Source organism: Streptomyces sp. NPDC006174, assembly GCF_040614075.1.
Classification (GTDB): domain Bacteria; phylum Actinomycetota; class Actinomycetes; order Streptomycetales; family Streptomycetaceae; genus Streptomyces.
Map to the genome: position 1 here is coordinate 450671 of NZ_JBEXTJ010000006.1, position 21253 is coordinate 471923.

The 21253-nt window shown below is 70.8% G+C and carries 14 protein-coding genes; 8 read left to right on the forward strand and 6 right to left on the reverse strand.

Going from position 1 to position 21253, the window contains the following annotated elements; genetic code table 11:
• Positions 1–55 precede the first annotated feature (55 nt).
• Complete coding sequence (glnII, locus tag ABZ267_RS16730) at positions 56–1090, forward strand: glutamine synthetase (protein WP_327217878.1); 1035 nt, start codon at positions 56–58, stop codon at positions 1088–1090.
• 401 nt (positions 1091–1491) lie between these two features.
• Positions 1492–2157, forward strand: a complete 666-nt coding sequence (locus ABZ267_RS16735) for a winged helix-turn-helix domain-containing protein (RefSeq protein ID WP_356751670.1) — start codon at positions 1492–1494, stop codon at positions 2155–2157.
• Positions 2158–2226: 69 nt separating this feature from the next.
• Here ABZ267_RS16735 and ABZ267_RS16740 read toward each other — a convergent pair whose 3' ends face one another.
• Complete coding sequence (locus tag ABZ267_RS16740) at positions 2227–4368, reverse strand: MMPL family transporter (protein ID WP_356751668.1); 2142 nt, start codon at positions 4366–4368, stop codon at positions 2227–2229.
• A gap of 315 nt (positions 4369–4683) precedes the next feature.
• Between ABZ267_RS16740 and ABZ267_RS16745 the strand changes: the two genes are divergently transcribed.
• From ABZ267_RS16745 to ABZ267_RS16755, 3 genes are all read left to right on the forward strand, one after another.
• On the forward strand, positions 4684–5955 hold the full coding sequence (locus ABZ267_RS16745; RefSeq protein WP_356751666.1) for a sensor domain-containing protein: 1272 nt from the start codon (positions 4684–4686) through the stop codon (positions 5953–5955).
• Positions 5940–6587 (forward strand): response regulator transcription factor, encoded by a 648-nt coding sequence (locus tag ABZ267_RS16750; protein WP_356751664.1) that lies wholly within the window; start codon positions 5940–5942, stop codon positions 6585–6587. Before ABZ267_RS16745 ends, ABZ267_RS16750 begins: the two co-directional genes overlap by 16 nt.
• Positions 6588–6766: 179 nt before the next feature.
• Complete coding sequence (locus ABZ267_RS16755) at positions 6767–8398, forward strand: DUF1996 domain-containing protein (RefSeq protein ID WP_356751663.1); 1632 nt, start codon at positions 6767–6769, stop codon at positions 8396–8398.
• A gap of 68 nt (positions 8399–8466) precedes the next feature.
• Here ABZ267_RS16755 and ABZ267_RS16760 read toward each other — a convergent pair whose 3' ends face one another.
• Entirely contained in the window at positions 8467–8964 is a 498-nt protein-coding gene (locus ABZ267_RS16760; RefSeq protein ID WP_356751661.1) for a hypothetical protein, read from the reverse strand.
• A 27-nt stretch (positions 8965–8991) separates the two neighbouring features.
• Positions 8992–9759 carry a class I SAM-dependent methyltransferase gene (locus tag ABZ267_RS16765; RefSeq protein WP_356751659.1) on the reverse strand — a complete coding sequence of 256 codons (768 nt, stop codon included), beginning with the start codon at positions 9757–9759 and terminating at the stop codon, positions 8992–8994.
• 94 nt (positions 9760–9853) lie between these two features.
• Between ABZ267_RS16765 and ABZ267_RS16770 the strand changes: the two genes are divergently transcribed.
• Genes ABZ267_RS16770 through ABZ267_RS16780 form a run of 3 tightly spaced genes read left to right on the forward strand, consistent with a single transcriptional unit; the run spans position 9854 to position 12621 of the window.
• Positions 9854–10759, forward strand: coding sequence for a metal-dependent hydrolase (locus ABZ267_RS16770; RefSeq protein ID WP_356751657.1), 906 nt, complete (start codon positions 9854–9856; stop codon positions 10757–10759).
• Between the two features lie 3 nt (positions 10760–10762).
• A complete protein-coding gene (locus ABZ267_RS16775; RefSeq protein WP_356751655.1) occupies positions 10763–11848 on the forward strand; it encodes a PDR/VanB family oxidoreductase in 1086 nt (361 codons plus the stop codon).
• A 35-nt stretch (positions 11849–11883) separates the two neighbouring features.
• Entirely contained in the window at positions 11884–12621 is a 738-nt protein-coding gene (locus tag ABZ267_RS16780; protein WP_356751654.1) for a TetR/AcrR family transcriptional regulator, read from the forward strand.
• Here ABZ267_RS16780 and ABZ267_RS16785 read toward each other — a convergent pair.
• The 3 genes from ABZ267_RS16785 to pulA all read right to left on the reverse strand — a co-directional run bounded on the left by ABZ267_RS16785 (position 12618) and on the right by pulA (position 21222).
• Positions 12618–13322: a DUF2470 domain-containing protein gene (locus ABZ267_RS16785; RefSeq protein ID WP_356751652.1), complete on the reverse strand. Its 705-nt coding sequence runs from the start codon at positions 13320–13322 to the stop codon at positions 12618–12620. The genes ABZ267_RS16780 and ABZ267_RS16785 overlap by 4 nt on opposite strands.
• Positions 13323–13512: 190 nt before the next feature.
• A complete protein-coding gene (locus ABZ267_RS16790; protein ID WP_356751847.1) occupies positions 13513–15708 on the reverse strand; it encodes an NB-ARC domain-containing protein in 2196 nt (731 codons plus the stop codon).
• Between the two features lie 186 nt (positions 15709–15894).
• Positions 15895–21222, reverse strand: coding sequence for a pullulanase-type alpha-1,6-glucosidase (gene pulA / locus ABZ267_RS16795; RefSeq protein ID WP_356751650.1), 5328 nt, complete (start codon positions 21220–21222; stop codon positions 15895–15897).
• Positions 21223–21253: the final 31 nt, after the last annotated feature.

Here is a 21253-nt window from a genome sequence, read left to right on the forward strand (position 1 = left end):
CGCGTCTTGCCAAGCTGCGCGGCATAGACCGCTGCACCCGCAAAGGATGGCGTCCGTGACGTTCAAGGCTGAGTACATCTGGATAGACGGCACCGAGCCGACCGCCAAGCTTCGCTCCAAGACGAAGATCATGGACGGCACGCCGTCGGGCGACGTGGCGGATCTGCCGATCTGGGGATTCGACGGTTCCAGCACCAACCAGGCCGAGGGCCACGCCTCCGACCGGGTGCTGAAGCCCGTCTTCACCTGTCCGGACCCGATCCGCGGCGGCGACGACATCCTCGTCCTGTGCGAGGTCTTCAACATCGACATGACGCCGCACGAGTCCAACACGCGGGCCGCGCTGCGTCCGGTCGCCGAGCAGTTCGCGGGCCAGGCCCCGATCTTCGGCATCGAGCAGGAGTACACCTTCTTCGACGGCCACCGGCCGCTCGGCTTCCCGGAGGGCGGCTTCCCGGCCGCGCAGGGCGGCTACTACTGCGGGGTCGGCGCGGACGAGATCTTCGGCCGCGAGATCGTGGAGAAGCACCTCGACAACTGCCTGGCCGCCGGCCTCGGGATCTCCGGCATCAACGCCGAGGTCATGCCGGGCCAGTGGGAGTTCCAGGTGGGCCCGCTCTCGCCGCTGGAGGTCTCCGACCAGCTGTGGGTGGCCCGTTGGCTGCTCTACCGCACCGCCGAGGACTTCGACGTCTCCGCGACGCTGGACCCGAAGCCGGTCAAGGGCGACTGGAACGGCGCGGGCGCGCACACCAACTTCTCCACCAAGGCGATGCGCGAGGGGTACGAGGCGATCATCACCGCGTGCGAGTCGCTCGGTGAGGGCTCCAAGCCGCTGGACCACGTGAAGAACTACGGCGCCGGCATCGACGACCGGCTCACCGGCCTGCACGAGACCGCCCCGTGGAACGAGTACAGCTACGGCGTCTCCAACCGCGGCGCCTCGGTCCGTATCCCGTGGCAGGTCGAGCAGGACCAGAAGGGTTACATCGAGGACCGCCGGCCGAACGCCAACGTCGACCCGTACGTCGTCACGCGGCTCATCGTCGACACCTGCTGCACCGCGCTGGAGAAGGCCGACCAGGTCTGATCCCGACGCCACGGATGTCCCAAGGGCCCGCCGGTTCACACCGGCGGGCCCTTTTCCGTGTGTTTCCCCGCTCGTTCGAGACCGGAGGAAGGAAAAGTGAGCAAGAAAAAACGCAGCGTGAGGAAGGTAACGCCAAGAGGCCGTATCGACGGGTGAGAGGAGTCTGATGCACTGCCGCAATGTCTGCTTCAATGGAGCCATGGCCAGCTTCCAGTACATCGCGTCGGGTCGCAGCGACCTTGAGCCGTTCTGGCCTTCCCGTCAGCACCATGATTTCGACCGGGTGTGTTGCCGCGCGTGGAACGCGCAGGCCCTCTAAAGCCGCTCACCCCGGCCTTCGGTCCGCGCGCACGACGTAAGTCCGTCCTCGACGACTCCTCGCGCGAAAGAGCTGACCCTCCATGGCGAACACCCGTACTTTCTCCGCCGCTTCCGCTGCCACCGCAGCCTCCCCGGCGCCCGCTGCGGCCAACCCCACCGCTCGCTCCCTCTCCCCCAACCGCCACCGTCTGCGCGCCGTCGACCGCGACGAGGTCGCCCGGCTCTCCGACGTGGCCGACTTCCTGCCGCCGGGCGCGACCTGGCTGCCGGCCCCTCAGCACACGCTGCCGGCGCTTCCGGGCCAGCCGCCGATGATCGGCTACCTGGTGCTCGTACCGGCCGACCAGCAGCCGGCGCTCGCCGGTGCGGTCGCCGCCTCGCAGCACGGCCGCCAGCTCGACCGGCAGGGCCGCGCGTCCCTCGCCCGGCAGCCGGCGCCGAAGCCGGCCGAGGAGGCGGCGGCGCCCGGGCCGGTCCGGATCGACTCGACGCGGCGTACGGCCTCCGTCGACGGCGTCACGCTCGACCTCACGTACCTGGAGTTCGAGCTGCTGGCCCACCTGGTGGCGCACCCGCACCGGGTGCACACGCGCGACCAGTTGGTGACGACGGTGTGGGGCTACGGGCACGTGGGCGACGGGCGCACCGTCGACGTCCATGTCGCCCGGCTGCGCCGCAAGCTCGGTGCGGAGCACCGCCGTTCGATCCAGACGGTCCGCCGGGTCGGGTACAAGTACACTCCCTGACCGGCCCGTTACGCATCCGGCGGCCCCGGACCACGGTCTCGTACCGCGGTCCGGGGCCGTCCCCGCGTGTCACACCTTCTGAGGTACGGGGGTGGCCTCCGCCTTCTGGTCCGGCTCACCGTCCTCCAGGCTCGGCAGCCGCGAAAGGCCCCTCGGTGTACGCCAGTTGCGCTCGCCGAGGAGGAGCATCACGGAGGGCAGCAGCACCATCCGTACGACGGTGGCGTCCAGCAGCACCGCCACCGCGAGGCCGACGCCCATCTGCTGCATGTCCTGCATGGAGAGCGTGCCGAACACCGCGAAGACCGCCACCATGATCGCCGCCGCGCCGGTCACGGCTCCGGCCGTGCGACGGATGCCGGTCTCGATCGCCGCCCGGTTGTCCAGTCCGGCGCCGCGCGCCTCGCGGATCCGGGAGACCACGAAGACGTGGTAGTCCATGGAGAGGCCGAACAGGACCACCAGGACGAACAGCGGCATCCACGCCTCGATCGCGCCGACCCCCTCCGAACCGATCAGCGAGGCGCCCCAGCCGTGCTGGAAGACGGCGGTCATCACGCCGTAGGAAGCCGCCACGGAGAGCAGGTTGAGGACGATGGACGTGACGGCGATGACGTAGGAGCGGAAGCAGAACAGCATCAGCAGGAAGGTCACCGCCGTGATGAACGCGAAGACCGGCACGATGCCGCGCCGCAGCTGGTCGTTGAAGTCGACGGAGGAGGCGGTCTCGCCGGTGACGTACGTTTCCGCTCCCGTGCCGGTGAAGGCGGCGGGCAGCCGCTGCTCGCGGAGGTGGGTGAGGCCGGCGGTGCCGTTCGGGAGGGGGATCTCGATCTCGGCGACGTTCTCGGCGCGGTGGACGGTGACGTCGTCGAAGCCCGCGAGGGCCTTGCCGATGTCCGGGGCGGTGATGTCGGGGGCCCGGACGACGACGAGTGCGGGGGCGGGGCCGCCGGGGAAACTCTCGGTGATGGTGCGGTGGGCGACGGAGAGTGCGGAGTCGGAGCCGAACTGCTTCTCCAGGCCCAGGGTTTCGGTCTTCATACCGAGCGCGGGGGCGGCCAGGCCGAGGAGGAGGACGGTGGCGGCGACGGCGAAGAGGCGGGGCCGGGTGAGGACGGGGCGAAGGACCCGGCCGACGATGCGGCCGCTGCCCTGGCCGTTGTGGCGCGCGCGCCGGTTCAGGAACGGGATGCGCCCCGCGTCGACCCGGTCGCCGAGCCATGACAGCAGCGCGGGCAGGACGGTCACCGAGCCGAGCATGGCGATGAACACGACGATGATCGTGGCGAGCGCGAAGCCCTTGAACAGCAGGAGCCCCGACAGGAACATGCCGCCCATCGCCACCATCACGGTCAGCCCGGAGACGAGCACCGCCCGGCCGCTGGTGGCCGCGGCGATCCGCAGCGCGGTCTCGGCGTCCCGGCCCGCCGCCCGTTCGTCGCGCTCGCGGCGCAGGTAGAAGAGGCAGTAGTCGACGCCGACGGCGAAGCCCATCAGGAACATCACCGAGTACGTCGTCTGGAACAGGTGCAGCTGGTGGCTGGCGACGGAGAGCAGGCCGAAGGCGGCCAGGCACGCGGTGAGCGCGAGGCCGACCGGGAGCAGGGCCGCGACGACGGCGCCGAAGGCGACGAGCAGGATGCCGAGGGCGAGCGGTACGGCGGTGAACTCGGCCCGCCGGAAGTCGTCGGCCAGCAGGTCGCCGAGCCACTTGCCGGCGCTGGCCTCGCCGAACTGGTGGATCTCGACGCTCCCGTGCTCCTTCGCCACGGCCGCGACGGCGTCCAGGACGGGCTGGACCCGGTCGGGTGCGGTCCGCGCGTCGCCTCTCATCGCGAAGGTGATCAGGGCGTCCTTGCGGTCGGCGGAAGGGACGGGCGGGGCCAGATCGCGTACCTCGCCGGTGTCGCGTACGGCGTCGGTCAGGGCCTCGGCCGCAGCCTTCCAGTCACCGGCGGCGGAAGCGGAGACCATGACCAGTTCGCTGGCGGGCTTGGCGAGACCGGCGTCCTGGAGGATCTGCTCGGCGCGGGCGGAGTCGCCGGCGCCGTTCTCCGCGTCGGACATCTCGACCATGCCGGTCGCGCCGCCGATGCCGGCGGCGAGCACGACGAAGAGCAACCAGCCGAGAACGGCCGTCTTACGGTGGTGTGTGCTCCACACACCGACGCGTGCCGCGAGGTTGCGCCTCGCACAGCCCTGCCTCATGCCCTCAGGTCTCGTGCGGTCACGCCTTGTACCGTCGCGCCTCGTACCGTCGCGCTTCATGCCGTCGCGCTTCATGCGGATTCTCCCCCAGGAATAGATGAGCTGAGCGTCGGAAGGCCTCGAATCTAGGGACCGGGCCCGATCCGCCCCAGCCGTCGGAACCCCCGTTCACCAGGGGCCGGCACCAGGTGCGGAGGTGGTGCTGGCTACACCTCCGAGTGGGTGGCGTACCGGCTGCCGCTGCCGGGCGGTCGGAGGCGAGACTTGCAGGACAACGGGGGCCGGCTCGGGTCCTGTCAGGGGAGAGGGACGACGATGAACGCACTCGCGACACGGATACGGCCGCCGATGCTGGCGGCGGGACGAGGGCTCGTCCTGTCGGTCTACGGGCTGGCGGTCTCCATCACGCTGTTCGTCCTCGCGGTGCTCTCGATCGCCTTCATCCTGCTGGGCATCGGGGTGTTCACGACGCCGGTGGTGCTGGAGGCGGTGCGCCGCCACGCGAACCAGCGGCGGGTGTGGGCGGCCGACTGGTCCGGCGTACGGATACCGGCGCCGTACCGCCCGCTCCCGCCGGACCTGCGCCGAGGCGTCACCGGGCAGGTGGCGCGGACGACGCTGCTGCTGAAGGACCCGGCGACCTGGCGGGACCTCCAGTGGCTGCTGGTCGACATGACGGTCGGAGCCGTGCTGGCCGTGCTGGCCGCGGCGCTGATGATCTACCCGGTCGAGTCGGTGGTGCTGGCGGCGGGGCTGTGGCGGGTGTTCCAGGACGGCAGTCCGTACTGGTACGGGTTCGTGCCGGTGGACAGCCAGCTCACGGGGCTGGCCGCGCTGGCGCTCGGAGTGGTGCTCTTCCACCTCGGCACGCGCGCCGCCGAGCCGGTGCTGCGGGCGCACTTCCTGCTGGCCCGCGTGCTGCTGGCGCCGACGCCCGAGCAGACGCTGGCGCAGCGCGTGGACCGGCTCACCGAGACCCGGCACGAGGCGGTGGACACCGCCGCCTCCGAGCTGCGGCGCATCGAGCGGGACCTGCACGACGGGGCGCAGGCGCGGCTGGTGGCGATGGGGATGAACCTGGGCGCGATCGAGGCGCTCGTCGAGAAGGACCCGGCGCAGGCGAAGAAGCTGCTGGCGATGGCCCGGGAGTCGTCGGCGGAGGCGCTGACCGAGCTGCGTGACCTGGTCCGGGGCATCCACCCGCCGGTCCTCGCCGAGCGGGGCCTCGGCGACGCGGTCAAGGCGCTGGCTCTGCGGCTGCCGGTCGGCACGGAGGTGACGGTGGAGTTGCCGGGGCGGGCGGAGGCACCGGTGGAGTCGGCGGCGTACTTCGCGGTGAGCGAGGTCCTGACGAATGCGGTGAAGCACTCCGGCGGCGACCGGATCTGGGTGGACCTGCACCACGGCGAGGGGATGCTGCGGATATCCGTGACGGACAACGGCGGAGGCGGTGCGCGGATCGGTTCGGGCTCCGGGCTGAGCGGAATCGAGCGCCGACTCGGTACATTCGACGGCGTCCTGGCCGTCAGCAGCCCTGCGGGCGGCCCCACCATGGTCACCATGGAGCTGCCTTGCGTGTTGTCCTAGCCGAAGACCTCTTCCTGCTGCGGGACGGACTGGTGCGCATGCTGGAGGCGTACGGGTTCGAGATCGCCGCAGCGGTGGAGACCGGGCCCGAACTGAGCAAGGCGCTGGCCGAGTTGGAGCCGGACGTCGCGGTGGTCGACGTACGGCTCCCGCCATCCCACACGGACGAGGGCCTGCAGTGCGCGTTGGCCGCCCGGCGGGCACGGCCCGGGCTGCCGGTGCTGGTGCTCTCTCAGCACGTGGAGCAGCTGTACGCCAGGGAGTTGCTGGCCGACGGCAACGGGGGCATCGGCTATCTGCTGAAGGACCGGGTCTTCGACGCGGACCAGTTCATCGACGCGGTACGGAGGGTGGCGGCGGGCGGCACGGCGATGGACCCGCAGGTGATCTCCCAGCTCCTGTCCCGGCGTTCGCAGGACAAGCCGATGGGCGGCCTCACGCCGCGCGAGCGGGAGGTGATGGAGCTGGTGGCCCAGGGCCGGTCCAACACGGCGATCGCCGCCCAGCTGGTGATCACGGAACGGGCGGTGGCCAAGCACACCTCGAACATCTTCGGAAAGCTCGACCTGCCGCCTTCGGACGACGACAACCGGCGCGTGCTGGCGGTGCTGGCCTATCTGGACCACGGCTGACCACCGGCCGGCGACCGCCTGGCCTCTGGTTGATGCCGTATTGACCTTCTTCGCAAGGTAGTTGGGTGTTCGGGCCGCTTTCCCGCTGGAGCTTCGCACGAATCGGGCGGGGAGCTGAACGGGGCTGCGGGTGCGGCCGTATGGGACGTCACGCTTCTCCCTCGAAGCAGAGGAGTCCCATGCGACGCACAGCACGTACACCCCGTACGTCCCGCAAGAAACGCTCCAGCCTGGCCAACCGGGCCATAGCTGCCTCCGCCGCCTTGATCCTGGGCGGGGGCGGGCTGGTGGCGGTCAATGTCTACGCCTCCGCGGGGGAAGGGCCGTCCGGTTCGCCGCCCACCACCCGGAGCGAGAACGTGGGCCGCCAGATGTCCACCATCGACTGTCCCGATGCCGGTAACGAACTGCGCGAGGTGCCTGATCAGGCACGCGGCGAGGTCGACCGCGAACTCGCGACGATGGATACCCAGATCACCGATGCCTACCGGGAGTTCGCCGACCGCAAGGAGCAGATATCCCAGGACCCCGGACTCGCCGAGAACGCCGTGCTCGGCCCGCTGCGGAGCAAGCGGACGGCGAGCCTCGACCGCATCGCCACGGCCATCGGACGCGTCGCGGAACGGCCCGCCGGGCTCGAAGGCCTCGCCGGGTGCAGCCTGCGCGCCGATGACAGTGCCTCCGGCAGCCAGGGCGGCGACAACGGCGGCAACGGTGACGGCGCCAACGGCGGGGATACCGGTAACGGCGGCAACGGCGGTCAGGACGACGGCCAAGGGCAGGACCAAGGCCAGAATCAGGGCCAGGGTGACAACCAAGGTCAGGGTGACAACCAGGGCCAAGGTGAGAGCCAAGGCAACGGTCAGGACCCGGGCGACGGGCAAGACCCGGGCCAGAATCCCGGCCAAGGGCCCGGGCAGGGCGGCAACGGGCCCGAGCCGGGCGATTTTGTCGACATCCAGTCCGTCCAGCCCAATGTCCAGCGCCCCCGCCAGCGCCGCGGCGCCTCCCGGGGCACCTTCACCACCGACTGCGGCCGTAACGAGAACGGGAAGTTCAACCCGGACAACGTCATCGTCGCGCCCGGCGTGAGCAACGGCGCGCACCATATGCACGATTACATCGGCAACCAGGCCAACGACGCCTTCGCCAGCGACGACGATCTGGCGAACGGCGCCACCACCTGCCGGAACCAAGGCGACCGGTCGACCTACTACTGGCCCGTGCTGCGCCTGCAGAACGGCCAGGACGAGGCCGATGTGAACGCCGACGGCGGCGGGCGCGACCAGAACGTCGGCCAGATCCAGACGCCGTCCCAGGTGACCCTGAAGTTCGTCGGCTCCCCCGTCGGCAGGGTCACCGCGATGCCGCGCTTCCTGCGGATCATCACCGGGGACGCGAAGGCGTTCACCAACGGCGATGCCAACGCCAACGCCTCCTGGAGCTGCACCGGCTTCGAGAACCGCCAGCTGAAGGACAAGTACCCGATCTGTCCCGAGGGCAGCCAGGTGGTGCGTACGTTCGCCTTCCAGAACTGCTGGGACGGACAGAACACCGACAGCGCCAACCACCGCACGCATGTGGCGTTCGCGCAGGCCAACGGCCGTTGCCCGAGCGGGTTCCGGGCGGTGCCGCAGCTGGTCCAGCGGATCGTGTACGACGTGCCGCCGGGGCCCGGCTTCGCCGTCGACTCCTTCCCGGAGCAGCTGCACAAGCCGATCACCGACCACGGCGACTTCATCAACGTCTTCGATCAGAGGCTGATGAAGAAGATGGTGCGGTGCATCAACGACGGCCGCAGGTGCCGCTGATCCGAAACCGAAGGTGCCGGTGCCCTGACACGGCACCGGCACCGATAGCGCCCCCTCAACCTGCGCGGTCAGCTCCCGTGGTGACCGGAGTGCCCCTCCTCGCTCCCCCCACCGCCGCTCTCCCCCGAGTGGTGCGGCGAGGCGGTCTCCACCGTCCCGCCGAGCCGGCCGCGCAGCGCCGCGACCACCTTCGCCTCGCCGACGGCGACCCAGCGGCGGCCGACGAGGTACGAACCGCCGTAGTCCTTGGCCTCGTTGATCCACTCGCGCTGGCCGCGGTCGGTGGCGAAGGTCGTCAGTACGTAACGCCCGCTCGTGCTCTTGCAGTTGGCCTGCCGGAGCTCCTGGGCGTCGGTCTGTACGTTGGGTGCGCAGCCGGCCTTCTCGGCCAGCTGCTCCAGGGTTCCCGTCGCGGTCGGCGGTGCCGAGGGACGGTCGTTCCCGGCGCCGTCGGCCGCGTTCTGTTTGCCGTCCGCGCTGCACCCGGTCAGGAGCAGCAGCGCTGCCAGGAGGGTGCCCGCGGCCCGGGGGCCGGCTCCGACTCGCCATTGCGGTTCTGTCGCCATCGGCCCATCCTGCACCCAAATCCGGTCTCAGGTACGGGTGACGGCCAGGCTCGTCACATAGGCCTCCCGGACCGTGCCGCCGGGAAAGGCGGCGGCCAGCAGAGCACGTTCCCGCTCCAGGACGGTCTCGGCCACGGCCCGGTCCGCGACCAGGAAGACGGAGTGGCTGGCGAGGTTGGCGAGGTGGACGTCCAACGCGACCTCCCGGCCCCACTCCACCTGCCGCGTACGGAAGTCGACCCCGGCGGGCAGCTCGGCTCGGAGCCGGGCATCGGGGTCGTACGCCGCCACGTGCTGGTCCTCCTGGCCCTCGCCGAAGGCGTCCAGCACCCGCCGCCGCTGCTCGCCGATCCACGTCACCCGAGGATCGGAGTCGTTCCACCACAGCGCAAGCGCACCACCGGGCCGCAGGACGCGGCGCGCCTCGGGTACGGAGCGGGCGGGGTCGGTCCAGTGCCAGGACTGGGCGTACGTGATCAGGTCCAGCGACCCGGTCCGCAGCGGCAGCCGGTTGCCGTCACCCCGCACCACAGGCACCTGCGGCAGTCCTCGGCGGAGCTCCCCGGCCATCCCGTCACCGGGCTCCACCGCCGTGACCCTGGCACCCCGGTCGTCCAGGAGGACGGTGGCGATACCGGTACCGGCCCCGACGTCCGCGACCCGGGCCCCGGCCAATGGGCGGCCCGAGAGCTCCTCGATCGCGTCCAGCAGAGCGGGCGGGTAGGAGGGCCGGTTGGCGGCGTAGGAGGCGGCCACCGCGTCGAAGGAGCGGGCACGGGCTGAGTTCGTCGTCATCCCTTCATCATGGCCCGGCCCCTTCCCGCACGAGGCGGCGGGAAATCCGTGCACACCTCTGGCCCCGTCCAGTACCCGTCAGTACATTGACACCATGTCTAACACGCAGCCAGCGGCGGTCGCGTCGGAGCGGACGGTGCTCAAGGCCCGCAAGGTCTCCTTCGCCTGGGAGAAGACCCCCTTGCACTGGGTGCCGGGCGACCCGTTCACCACGCACACCATCAACGTGCTCCATCTGCTGCTTCCGGCCGGGGAACGCTGGTTCATCCATGTGTACCGGCAGGTCCTGCCGTACATCCATGACGAGCAACTCCGCGAGGACGTCATCGGGTTCATCGGGCAGGAGGCGGTGCACTCGCAGGCGCACGACGATGTGCTGCCGCACATGCGGGAGTTGGGGCTCGATCCGACGCCGTACACCGCGCAGGTCGACTGGTTCTTCGAGAAGCTGCTCGGGGACCGGACGCTGCCGCCGGGGCGGCCGTCGCAGTGGTGGCTGATGGAACGGGTGGCGATGATCGCGGCCATCGAGCACTACACCGTCTTCCTCGGCGACTGGATCCTCAACGCCGAGGCACTGGACCGCAAGGGCGCCGATCCGACCATGCTGGACCTGCTGCGCTGGCACGGTGCGGAGGAGGTGGAGCACCGGTCGGTGGCGTTCGAGGTGTTCATGCATGTCGACGGCGGCTACCGCAGGCGGGTGCGGACATGGGCGGCGGCCTTCTCGGCGCTGGTCTTCCTCTGGCAGCGCGGCATCCGGTTCTTCATGGAGAACGATCCGAGCCTGCTGGACGGCAAGGCCACGTTCAAGGCGTTCCACGCCAGCGGCAAGGAAGGAACGCTGCCGAGCACCGGCGCGATCCTGCGGTCCATACCCAGCTACCTCAGCCGCTCCTACCACCCCTCCCAGGAGGGCAGCACCGCCCAGGCCGTCGACTACCTCGCCCACTCGCCCGCGGCGCTCGCCGCCGAGGCCCGTACGACGGGAACGTCCTGACCCATGGCTCTGCCGCCTCTCCGCGCCGCTGTCCTCGTCGCCGGTACCGCCCTGCTCACCCGGCGGGCGCTGCGCCGCCGGATCGCCCGGTCGCCGCTGTGGCCGATGCCCGCGCTGCCCGAGCCGGTCTCCGGGCACTCGCAGCGGCGGGCTACGGCCATCAGACGGCTGACCGTCACCGAGCGTGTCTCCGTCGCCGACGGAGTCGTACAACTGCGGCTGGAAGGTGCGCGGTTGCCGCGCTGGCAGCCCGGTGCGCATCTGGACCTGGTGCTGCCGTCCGGGCTCGTGCGGCAGTACTCGCTCTGCGGTGATCCTGACGATCCCGGTACGTACACGGTCGCGACCCGGCTGGTGGCGGCCGGGCGAGGCGGGTCGCGGGAGGTGCATGAGCAGCTTCGGGAAGGCGCGGAGATCGAGGTGCGCGGGCCGCGCAACCGGTTCCCGCTGGTGGAGGCGGAGGCGTACGTCTTCGTCGCGGGCGGGATCGGGATCACGCCGGTCCTGCCGATGCTGCGCGCGCTGGCCGCGCGCGGGGCTGACTGGCGGCTGGTGTACGGAGGCCGGTCGCGGGGATCGATGCCGTTCCTGGACGAGGTCGAGAAGCTCGGCGCCGAGGACGGGCGGGTGACGGTGGTCGCGCAGGACGAGGCCGGGCATCCGGACACCGCCGCCGCGCTGGCCGGCATCGCGCCCGGTACGGCCGTCTACTGCTGCGGGCCCGAGCCGCTGATGGCCGCCGTCACGGCCGCGCTCCCGGAGGGCTGCACGCTGCACCTGGAGCGGTTCTCCGCGACGACGGCGGACGCGACGGGCCCGGCGGAGTCCGGCGCCTTCGAGGTGGAGCTGCACCGCACCGGCCGTACCGTGCAAGTGGCGGCCGGGCAGTCCGTGTTGGCGGCCGTCCGCGAAGAGCTGCCGCATGTCGCGTACTCCTGCGAGCAAGGCTTCTGCGGAACCTGCCAACAGCGCGTCCTGGAAGGCGAGATCGACCACCGTGACGAGCTGCTGACCGACGACGAGCGCGCCGGTTCGATGCTGATCTGCGTCTCGCGCTGCCGTGGCGGGCGGCTGGTGCTGGACCTGTAGGAGCCACGCGGCCGCACCCCGGTTAGGCTGTCCGGATGACGACCGGGGTACGGCGCAGGATGGGCGTCGATGAGCGCAGGCAGCAACTGATCGGCGTCGCACTGGACTTGTTCAGCCGGCGCTCCCCCGAGGATGTGTCGATCGACGAGATCGCCGCCGCCGCGGGCATCTCGCGGCCGCTGGTCTACCACTACTTCCCGGGTAAGCAGAGCCTGTACGAGGCGGCGCTGCGGCGAGCCGCCGACGAGCTGGCCGCCCGCTTCCTGGAGCCGCTCGAAGGGCCTTTGGGAGCACGGCTGTTGCGGGTGATGGGCCGGTTCTTCGACTTCGTCGACGAGCACGGGCCGGGCTTCTCGGCGCTGATGCGCGGCGGTCCGGCGGTCGGCTCGTCGACGGCCAACGCCATGATCGACGGGGTGCGGCAGGCCGCGTACGAGCAGATCATCACGCACCTCGGCGTGGAAGGCCCGCCCGTCCGGCTGGAGTTGGTGGTCCGCTCCTGGGTCTCGCTCGCCGAGTCGACCGCGCTGATCTGGCTGGACGGACGGCGCATCCCGCGCGCGGAGCTGGAGATCCAGCTCGTGCACGACTTCGCGGCGCTGGCCGCCGTCAGCGCCGCGTACGACCAGGAGATGGCGGACATCGTGCTGCGGGCGCTCGCGCAGGAGCCGGCCGAGGGCCCGTTCGGAGACCTGCTGGCCCGGCTCTCGGCGCTCGCCCCGGCCGCACCGGCCGTCCCGGCGCAACGACTGCCGGGTGACAACGCCCCTTAGGCGGGCAGGCCGTTGCGGTGCGAGACGCGGCGGGCGGCGGCCAGGAGCGCGTGGATCTGCGGGCCCGCCTGGTCGATGTCGGTCACCGGCTTCGGGAACGGCAGCCGTACGTCGCGGTGGCTGCGCGGATACTCCAGGCGGAGCGTGACCCCGTAGCGGTCCATCGCCAGCGGCACGGCCCGCGCCATTCCCCGGTCCGGCTGCGGGCGGACCAGGCGCAGCAGCAGCGGCACCAGCTCGCTGTGGTCGTCGACCAGGTGCGTCAGCATGCCCGCCTCGCACGCGGCGACCGGGTCCGTCTCCGTCCGCTCCAGCTCTTCGAGGGTGATGAAGGTGCGGCCCTCGGCGTCCTCCAGGACCGCCTGGCCGAACTCCATGCAGGTGGAGCTCTCGGTGTCCGTGCTGTACGGGGCGGCCAGCAGGCCGGTCACCGTGACCCGGGCGCGCAGCCGCTCACGTACGGGAGTAGGCGCGATGTCCGTGAACTCCAGGCGCGCCGGGACCCGCTCGCCGGCCGGTGCGTGGCCGTCCTCGGCAGGAGCGTGCAGGTGGATGTGGCCCATCGCTCCCGTGCCGTCCAGGCGGCGGACTTCGGTCTGCACGCCGTCGCTCACCACCGTCATCGAGTGGGCGACGACGAGGATCGACCGGACGCGCTCGGCGCGGGTCGGCTGCGTGGCACGAGGGCTGAAAGGACGCATCCGAACTCTCCAGAGGCGGTCAGGAAACCCAAGCGGTCACTTAGGTATGCCTAACCTAACCCACGATGCGCGGGTCCGGGTAGTCCGGCTGCACGGATCGGTCCCGTACGTCACTCTTCCGAGGCCCTCGGAGCCGGTACGTCACCCCTCCAAAGCCCTCGGAGCCGGTACGTCGCTCCTTCGGGGCCCGTCAGAGCTGATGCTCGCTCTGCAGCGCCGCCGCGAGACCGACCTCCGCGTTGTCCGTCTGACCGCGTTCGAAGGCGCGCTGGTACGCCTCGTCACCCACCGCCGCCCGGGCCTGGAGCTCGCAGGTCTGGCGAACCGCGCCCAGCTCCGGCGTACCGCGCTGCGGATGGCCGACCATGCGCCAGTACGCGTGCCCGGTGCCGTACACCCTGGCGGCCAGCGTTCCCGCGCCCTGGGCGGCGATGGCGGCGGCCAGGATGTCCAGGCCCAGCGCGATGCCGAAGCTGTCGCGGAGCCGGTGCTTGCCCGCGAGCATCGCCCGCGCGTGCTCGGCCGAGTCCGCCGGACGGCCCTGGAGCAGCGCGATCAGGGCGAGCTGGTAGTCGGCGTAGGAGCGGGTCCAGTACTCGCCGCCCCGCTCGCAGGACCGCCGCAGCCCGGCGGCGGCCCGCCAGGACTCGGTGAGCCGGCCCAGCGCGGTGAGCGCGAACACGGTGATGAGGCGGCACCGCAGCCGGTGGGCGGACTCGACGGGAGCGAAGCCGGAGTCGGAGTCAGGGTCCGCGCCGGACTCGGAAGCGGTGGGCCCGAAAGCGCCTGACTCGGAAGCGGTAGGCCCAAAAGCGGCGGACCCTCCGTCCGGCGGCGCCGTCTCCGTCATCCGCAGCACCCGTTCCGCCGCCTCCAGCGCCGCCGCGGGCTCGCCGTTCATCAGCTGGGTGAGGCCCGAGAGATACGTGGCGCCGAGCATGCCCTCGTCGTCCCGGTCGTACAGCGCGATGGCCGTGCAGAGCGCACCGTACTTCTCGGCGGTCGCGAAGTCTCCCTGGAGCAGCGCCGCGACGCCCAGCACCCACTGCAGCCGGGTCCGGTGCGGGCCCTCCACCGGGCCTGATTCCAGGGCCCGTTGGGCGTAGCCGCGCGCCTCCGACAGGTGGCCGCAGCAGGCCCAAAAGAAGCCGACCCGGCCCGCCATCTCCTGCGCGCCGGTCACATCGTGGGCCAGCAGGTGGTCCAGGGCGGCGCAGAGGTCCAGGTGGGTGTCGGAGACCTTGTGGTACCAGGAGATCTGGTCGGGCCCGGTCCAGCCGTCGTGGGCGCGGCGGGCGAGGCCGAGGAAGCTTTTCGCGTGCCGGTCGGCGGCGGCCCGCTCCTCGCCGAGTTCGGCGAGCCACATACGGCCGTACTCGCGCAGCGTGTCGAGCATCCGGTAGCAGGTGCCGTCCCGCTGGACGACGGACTGCGCGACGAGCCCTTGCAGCGCCCGGTCCACCTCGTCCGGGGTGAGCGGCCCGCCGGTGCAGACCTCGCGCGCGGTCGCCTCGTCGAAGTCGGTACGCAGCACGGTCAGCCGGGCCCACAGGAGCCGCTCCAGCGGAGTGCAGAGCTCGTGGCTCCAGCCGATCGTGGTGCGCAGGGTGCGGTGGCGGCGGGGCCAGAGGGAGTCGTCGGCGAGGAGGTCGAGGCGGGAGGCGGTGAGGTCCTCGGCGTCGACCGGCGCGTCGAAGCGGGTCCCGATGCGGGTGGCGAGCTGGGCCACGGTGTGGCGGCCGATACCGGCGGCGGCCAGTTCGATGGCGAGCGGGATGCCTTCGAGGCGGCGGCAGATGTCGGCGGCGGCGGCCCGGTCACCCGGCGCGTCCAGCCCCGCGTGCGGGTCCGACGCCCGCAGCCGGTCCTCGAAGAGCTGGAGCGCGTCCGGAGCGCCGTCGACCGGCAGCGGCGGGATCCGTACGACGTGCTCGCCCCGGGTGCCGAGCGGCTGCCTGCTGGTGACCAGCACGGTCAGGCCGGGCGAGGTGGTGATCAGCTCGGCGAGGAGGTGGGAGCAAGGGGCGCGGAGGTGTTCGGCGGAGTCCAGGACGAGCAGGAGGCGTTTGTCGCTGAGCCACTCGCAGAGCGCCTCCACCGGCATCCGCAAGGTGTGGTCGGCCAGCCCGACCGCGTCGGAGACGGTGGGAAGCAGGAGCGCGTCGTCGTAGAGCGGGGAGAGGTCGGCCCACCAGGCGCCGTCCGGGTAGCGGTCGGCGGCGGCGCGGGCGGCCCGGAGCGCGAGCCGGGTCTTGCCGACGCCGCCGGGGCCGATCAAGGTGGTCATCCGCCGGGTGGTCAACGCGGTCTCCAGCCGGGCCAGTTCGGCCCGCCTCCCGACGAAGCTGCTCGTCTCCTCGGGAAGGAATCCCACCTTGGTCATCATCACCGTCCGGCACGCTGGGTCAGAGGGCGCCGGTGAGCCGGCCGCCCCGGCCGGGGCTTCCTGCCACGCGGACCGGGCCGGCCCCGCCTCCCTCACGCGAGGGGGCGGGGCCGGCCCGGTGGTGGGCCAGGACGGCTGTCGCGGCTCCATCGCCGACGTCTGCCGTCACCGTAGTGCCGGGGCGGGTCAGCGCAGGACGAAGACCGCCACCGTGCGTCCCGGTACGGTGAAACTGGCTGATTTCCCGTCGTACCTGGCTCGTTTGACCGTAAGATCCGCACCCTTGGCCTGGACCGGATGCAGCGCGTACGTCTTCCCGGCCGGTGCGGCGAGCTTCTGCGTGGCGGTCTCCGGAGAGGCGTTGAGGACGACCGCCAGCTTGCCCAGGCGCATGGTGATCACACCGGGCGTCTCGGCCGGGCCGGAGAGCGGGAAGGACAGGGCCGACCGCACCTGGCCGGTGGTGGAGAGCGAGAACTCCTTCTCGGTGGAGCGGATGGTGAGCAGGTCGCGGTAGGCGGCCGAAGCACCGTCGATCTGGGCGCAAATGGGCGCGATCTTCGCGGAGGCCGTCAACAGCGGCTTCGCGTACGACCACTTGTCCTGGTTGTCGGTGGCCGGCGGCAGGCCTCGGCCGAAGCCGTTGCCGTCACGGCAGTCCCAGTGCAGGGCGTTGAACCAGTCGCCGCTGTCGTAGGAGTTGCGGTCCAGCGACTTGGAGCGCAGCAGGTCGGTGCCCGCCTGGGAGAGCGAAGGACCTTGCGAGAGGACGGAGGCGCCCATCGCGACGACCTGAGCCCTGGCCCGCTCGGCGGCGCTCGTCCCCACCGGCAGCTTGAAGGCGAGGGTGTCGAAGAGCGTCTCGTTGTCGTGGGCGTCGGAGTAGGCCAGCGCGTCGCCGGGGACGGCCGCGTAGCCGGCGGGCGCTCCGTTGTAGTCGACGTCCGAGCCCTTGACCGTACGGCCGGAGGTGTCGGTGAAGGTGTAGTCAGCGAGGTTGCCGGTGAGGCCGACCTTGATCAGGTCCTGGTAGTGCAGCAGCCGGGCCTTCTGCTCGGCGCGGGTGCCGTTGGCGGGTGAGGAGTTGGGATCGGTGTAGAGGCCGGTGGCGAAGCCCTGGACGCCGGGGTCCTCGTCGAAGGGGCCGCCGCCGCGTACGGCGTCACGGGCCCGGTCGGAGAAGGTCGCGATGCCGGTGCCGGCCATGTTCTTCTGCGTGGCCTGGACGAAGCGGACGTCGTCCGCGATCTCGCCGAAGTTCCAGCCCTCGCCGTACAGGATGATCTTCTTGCCGTCGACGCCGTCCTTGGCGAGCGTGAGCCGGTCCAGCGCCTTGCGGACCTCCAGGATGTTGTCCTTGGGGTGGTGGCCCATCAGGTCGAAGCGGAAGCCGTCGACCTTGTACTCCTTCGCCCAGGTGACGATCGAGTCGACGACGAGCTTGCCCATCATGGCGTTCTCGGGCGCGGTGTTGGCGCAGCAGGTGGAGGTGGCGACGGTGCCGTCCTCCAGGAGCCGCTGGTAGTAGCCGGGCACGATGCGGTCGAGCACCGACTTGTCGTCCTGGCCGGAGGCGACGGTGTGGTTGTAGACGACGTCCATGACCGTGCGCAGCCCGGCCTGGTTGAGGCCCTGGACCATCTGCCGGAACTCGACCGTGCGCTTGGTGCCGTCCGGGTCGGAGGCGTACGAGCCCTCCGGGACGGTGTAGTGGAACGGGTCGTAGCCCCAGTTGAAGCCGTCCTTCGCGGCGGCCTTGGAGACGCAGGCCTGCTGCTCCTCGGAGTCGGGTGCGTGGACGTGCAGGTCGCAGGCGGGCTTGGCCTGGTCCTTCTTCTTCTCCGGGATGGTCCCGATGTCGAAGACGGGCAGCAGGTGGACGTAGCTCGTGCCGGAGTCGGCCAGCTTCTTCAGGTGCCGCATGCCCTTGGACCGGGTGTCGGTGAAGGCCCGGTACTCACCGGGATGCTTCGCCGTGCGGTCCGTGATCGAGAAGTCACGGACGTGCAGCTCCTGGATCTGCGCGTCCCGCAGCGGAGTGGCGGCGGGCTTCCTCAGACCGGACCAGCCGCTCGGCGCCAGCTTCGGGTCGGTGAGGTCGACGACGAGGCTGCGCGCGGAGTCGGCGGTCAGAGCGGTGGAGTAGGGGTCGGTGACCTTGTTGGTGACCAGCTTCTGGACGGTCGGCGCCCACACGGTGACCACGTACCGGTAGGGCTTGCCGCGCCAGTCCTTGCTTCCGGTGACCGACCAGACGCCGGTGCGGTCGTCGCGCTTCATCGGGTGCATACGGCCGTCGAGTTCGAGCGCGACGGTCGTGGCGGTCGGTGCCCAGACGGAGAGCGTCGGCACCGACGTGCGGAAGACCGGACCGAGTTCGGCGGTGGCCGCCTTCTTCCCGTACAGGTCGTCCAGAATTCCCGCTGTCTGTACGCCGGTTGCGGCGAGGAGAGCGCCATTGGCGGCGCGCTGCGTGGCGATGAGCTGGCCGCGCAGGGACTCACGGACGCGGTCCCGGTCGCGCGGGTCGACGGTGAAGGCCGGGTAGTCCTTCAGGTGCGGGAACTTGGCCTTCTGCGCATCGCTCAGCGTGGACTGGCTGAGCCGCAGCCACTGGCCCTCGTCCGAGAGCGCCCCGTCGACGACGGAGATGCCGCCCTTCTTCGCGTACACGAGCTGCTGGCTGGTGGCGTCGGTCGTCTTCACCTTCCAGACGACGGTGTTCGCGTCGATCCACTGCGCCTCGGCCTTGGCGAGGTCCGGGGCCGCGCCGCCGCCGACCTGCGGAAGCAGGTAGCCGGCCTTGCCGCCGAGCAGCCAGACCTCGTGGCCGTACGTGGCGAGGTCCAGGGACTGGTCGCCGGGCAGGTCCTTCTCGTCGCCCTTGTGCAGGATGTAGCTGAGCGAGGTGGCACCGTCGGTGAGCGGCACCTCGAAGGTGACTCCGTAGGCGTTCCTCTTCACCGGCATCAGCGGCTTGGCCCAGTCGGTGGGCTCCTTGGCGCCCGTCCAGGTGTGCAGACCCCAGCCCTCGTAGTCGCCGTTGGCACGGTGGTAGTTGAGCACGGCCTTTGTCGTGTCCTGCGGCGGCGCTTCGGGCGCCTGCGTGGCCTGCTCGTCCTTGCCCTGCTCGATCCAGACCTGCCCGGTCACTCCGAGGTCGATGGTCCGCTGCGGCCCGTCCGCCGTACCGTTCTTCTCGACGGTGTACGGAACCGAGTCCGTGCCCTTCTCCAGGTCGAGCCAGGCGAACGCACCGTAAGCGCTCCGGCCGATGAACTCGGCCGTCCGCTCACCGGACTTGAGCTGCCAGCCTTCGTAGTCGCCGTCGGCACGCTGGTAGTGGACGACGGCCCGGTCGCGCTCGACGGCGACGGGCTTCGGCGCCGGCGGGGTCTGACCGGCGGTGGTGGTGGCCGGAGCACTGGAGGTGCGGCCCGTGCGGTCGACGACAACGGCCTTGTAGCGCAGTGGCGTTCCGGCCCTCACGGACTCGTCGAGGTACTGCGTGACCTTGTACGGAGCATGGTCGGCCGAACCGAGCGTCCGCCACGTCCCGTTGCCGACCTGCGCCGCGAAGACGACCCGGTTGAGCTGACCGCCGTTCACGTCCGCGCTGATCTCGACGGTGCCGGTGGCGCCGGCGGCCGGAGCCTTCAGAGCGATCGCGGGCTTGGCGGCAGGAGCGCCGACCGGCTTGTCCGCGCGCAGCACGATGCTGGAGAGCGCCGGCACGGTGACGGTGACCTTCTTGTCCGTACCGCTGCGGACCGCGCCGGAACCACCGTAGATCGTACGGAAGTTGACTCCGGCCGACTCGGTGGAGAGCTCGACCTCCTTCGGCGTGGTCGCGTTGTTGGAGGCGACGAGGTACTCGTACGGCCGCTTGGTCTCGATGCGCGAAGTGGCGTACACGGACCCTGCCGCCCCTTCGACGGCCAGCTCACTCTGCACGCCGTCCCGGAGCGCCGGGTGCTCCTTGGTGAGCTTGGCGAGGCCCGCGATGGAGCGGTAGATCGGGTGCTTGGTGTCGTACGCGTCCGAGGCGTGGGTGCGGTCGGTGCCGAGCTGGTCGTCGTCCAGGTAGTCGGCGGTCTTCGAGGCGAAGAGGGTCTGGCGGGAGTCCTTGTCGCCGCCCGCGCCGGTGAAGCCCTGCTCGTCGCCGTAGTAGATCACCGGGTTGCCGCGGCCGAGGAACATCAGCTCGTTGGCGAGCCGGGCCCGCCGCAGCAGCTCCGCGTCATCGGCCTGCGGGTTGTCCTGCTCGAGGAAGGAACCGATGCGGCCCATGTCGTGGTTGCCGAGGAAGGTGACCTGCTCGTAGGCGTTGGCCTTGTCCGTGGTGTAGCGGTAGTCGTTGCCGTACACCGAGGCGAGCCGGTCCGCCGGCGCGCCCTGCGAGGCGAACTGCCGGGCGGCCTCCTGGAACGGGAAGTCCAGCGTCGAGTCCAGCCGGCCGCGCGTGACGTACGGCGAGGTGATCGCCGGGTCGGCCGAGTAGACCTCACCGAACATGAAGAAGTCGTCCCGGCCCCGCTTGGCGGCGTACGCGTCCAGCGCGGTGGCCCACTGGGTCCAGAAGTCCAGGTCGACGTGTTTGACGGTGTCGATGCGGAACCCGTCGATGTCGAAGTCGCGGACCCACTTCTCGTAGATCTCCTCCATGCCCTCCACGACCTCGGGACGCTCGGTCCACAGGTCGTCGAGCCCGGAGAAGTCGCCGTACTCGTTGGACTCGCCGGCCCACGTCGAGTCGCCTCGGTTGTGGTACATCGTCGGGTCGTCGAGCCAGGACGGGACCTTCTTCTCCGTGCCGGGAGCCTGCACCGGCGTGTACGGGAAGGAGTCCTGGTCGACCTTCTTGATGCCGTCGCGGTCGTCGAAGGGACGGCCGTCCTTGTCGAGGTACGGGAAGGCGCCCTTCGGCTTGTAGCCGTAGGCCTTCTCCGCGTGGTCGACGGTGTCGGCGGTGTGGTTGGTGATGACGTCGAAGAAGACCTTCATGCCCTTGGCGTGGGCCTTGTCGATCAGCTTCTCCAGGTCGGCGTTGGTGCCGAAGTGCGGGTCGACCTGGGTGAAGTCGGTGATCCAGTAACCGTGGTAGCCGGCCGACGCGTCCTTGCCGGTGCCTTGGACCGGCCGGTTCTTGAAGATCGGCGCGAGCCAGATCGCGGTGGTGCCGAGGCCCTTGATGTAGTCCAGCTTCTGGCTGAGCCCCTTGAGGTCGCCGCCCTGGTAGAACCCCTTGTCGGCGGGATCGAAGCCGTGCTCCAGGCGTGAACCCGTCAGCCCGCCACGGTCGTTGGCGGTCGAGCCGTTGGCGAACCGGTCCGGCAGCACGAAATAGAACTGCTCACGCGTGAGGTCGTGCCGGGCCGCCTCGCGTGCGAGCTTCGCGTCGGAGGGCGGTGCGGGCGGTCGGGACGATGCGGCGGCGGTGGCCGCCGGGACGACGGGCAGCAGCGCCACGCAGAGCGCGGCGATCACCCCTCGCCTGAGGGTGGTTCTGGACACGAGAGGGTTGCTCCTCGGCTGATGTGGCAGG

Bases quoted from the DNA above. Each gene is read 5' to 3' on its own strand.
- ABZ267_RS16735 (WP_356751670.1), top strand. From the start codon at position 1,492: ATGGCGAACACCCGTACTTTCTCCGCCGCTTCCGCTGCCACCGCAGCC.
- ABZ267_RS16740 (WP_356751668.1), bottom strand. From the start codon at position 4,368: ATGAGGCAGGGCTGTGCGAGGCGCAACCTCGCGGCACGCGTCGGTGTG.
- ABZ267_RS16745 (WP_356751666.1), top strand. From the start codon at position 4,684: ATGAACGCACTCGCGACACGGATACGGCCGCCGATGCTGGCGGCGGGA.
- ABZ267_RS16755 (WP_356751663.1), top strand. From the start codon at position 6,767: ATGCGACGCACAGCACGTACACCCCGTACGTCCCGCAAGAAACGCTCC.
- ABZ267_RS16760 (WP_356751661.1), bottom strand. From the start codon at position 8,964: ATGGCGACAGAACCGCAATGGCGAGTCGGAGCCGGCCCCCGGGCCGCG.
- ABZ267_RS16765 (WP_356751659.1), bottom strand. From the start codon at position 9,759: ATGACGACGAACTCAGCCCGTGCCCGCTCCTTCGACGCGGTGGCCGCC.
- ABZ267_RS16770 (WP_356751657.1), top strand. From the start codon at position 9,854: ATGTCTAACACGCAGCCAGCGGCGGTCGCGTCGGAGCGGACGGTGCTC.
- ABZ267_RS16775 (WP_356751655.1), top strand. From the start codon at position 10,763: ATGGCTCTGCCGCCTCTCCGCGCCGCTGTCCTCGTCGCCGGTACCGCC.
- ABZ267_RS16780 (WP_356751654.1), top strand. From the start codon at position 11,884: ATGACGACCGGGGTACGGCGCAGGATGGGCGTCGATGAGCGCAGGCAG.
- ABZ267_RS16785 (WP_356751652.1), bottom strand. From the start codon at position 13,322: ATGCGTCCTTTCAGCCCTCGTGCCACGCAGCCGACCCGCGCCGAGCGC.
- ABZ267_RS16790 (WP_356751847.1), bottom strand. From the start codon at position 15,708: ATGATGACCAAGGTGGGATTCCTTCCCGAGGAGACGAGCAGCTTCGTC.